We start from the raw sequence: 1,048 nt of genomic DNA, 5'->3' as shown, positions 1-1,048 counted from the left end.
CGGGTTCTGCAGGGGCACATCGCCATCGATCGCGCGGTGTTTCCGAAAGGCACGACCGGCGCGCAGATCGACGCCTTCGCGCGAAAGCCGCTCTGGGAATCCGGCCACGACTTCGACCATGGCACCGGCCACGGCATCGGCAGCTATCTCTCCGTGCATGAGGGTCCGCAGCGGATCGCGAAGACGGGCCACACGCCGCTCGAGACCGGCATGATGCTGTCGAACGAACCCGGCTTCTACAAAGTCGGCGCGTACGGCATCCGCATCGAAAACCTCATCCTCGTCGAGCCACGCGCGATTCCGGGTGGGGAACGGGAGATGTTGGGCTTTGAAACGCTGACGTTCGCGCCCATCGATCTTCGCCTTGTCGACGCGGCTCTGATGACGCCGGAAGAAATCGCGTGGCTCAATCGGTATCACGCGGAGGTGCGCGCAAAGCTGCTTCCTCGTCTCGACGAAGAGACCGCACGCTGGCTGGAGAACGCCACGCGCTCCATCGGCTAAAATGCGTGACGGAGCAGGACGACGGAGGCGACGCCAATGGCGACCGTAGCAAGCAGTGGCAGACGAAACGCAGCGATGGCCGTGATGGCGGCCGCGATAGCCTCCGCCCAACCCGTGGTGAGCGCGGACGGCGCGATCACGGCGACGAGTACCGCCGGTGGGATCGCGTCGAAAGCCGCTTTCGCCCGTCCCGTCAGAACAAGCCGATCGGCCACGTAGAGACCCGCGACGCGGGTGGCATACGTGACGACCGCCATGGCGATGATGGCCGCGAAGGTCGTGGCGTCGATTGTCATGAGCGTGGCTCCTTGGCCACCGCATATGCCGCGGCGATGCCCGCCAATGCGCCCGTCGCCACATGCCACGGCGCGCCGATGAAATAATGCACGAGCGCGGCAACCGTCGCGCTGACGGCGACGGTGACCAACGTCACGCGGCTGCGACCAAATCCCGCCACGAGACCGATGAAGAGCGCCGTGAAAGCGAAGTCGGCGCCGAACCTTTCCGGCGCGCCCAGAAACGATCCGAGAAGTGCTCCCAGGAC

The 1,048-nt window shown here is 65.5% G+C and carries 2 protein-coding genes and 1 pseudogene; 1 reads left to right on the top strand and 2 read right to left on the bottom strand.

Features of this window, described 5'->3' with window-relative positions; all coding sequences use genetic code 11:
* The coding region (locus AC1DT3_RS22325; protein ID WP_477467359.1) for a M24 family metallopeptidase C-terminal domain-containing protein at positions 1–504 on the top strand (504 nt) is incomplete at its 5' end.
* Here the strand turns inward: AC1DT3_RS22325 and AC1DT3_RS22320 are convergent.
* Together AC1DT3_RS22320 and AC1DT3_RS22315 are read right to left on the bottom strand one after the other, a co-directional pair.
* Positions 501–800, bottom strand: coding sequence for an AzlD family protein (locus tag AC1DT3_RS22320; RefSeq protein ID WP_477467358.1), 300 nt, complete (start codon positions 798–800; stop codon positions 501–503). The genes AC1DT3_RS22325 and AC1DT3_RS22320 overlap by 4 nt on opposite strands.
* A pseudogene (locus AC1DT3_RS22315) lies at positions 797–1,048 on the bottom strand (AzlC family ABC transporter permease); the annotation flags it as partial. The pseudogene AC1DT3_RS22315 and the gene AC1DT3_RS22320, both read right to left, overlap by 4 nt.

This window comes from Microvirga sp. P4_G7, from assembly GCF_056401005.1.
This window is presented reverse-complemented; position numbering and strand designations above follow the sequence as displayed.

Bases quoted from the DNA above. Each gene is read 5' to 3' on its own strand.
- AC1DT3_RS22320 (WP_477467358.1), bottom strand. From the start codon at position 800: ATGACAATCGACGCCACGACCTTCGCGGCCATCATCGCCATGGCGGTC.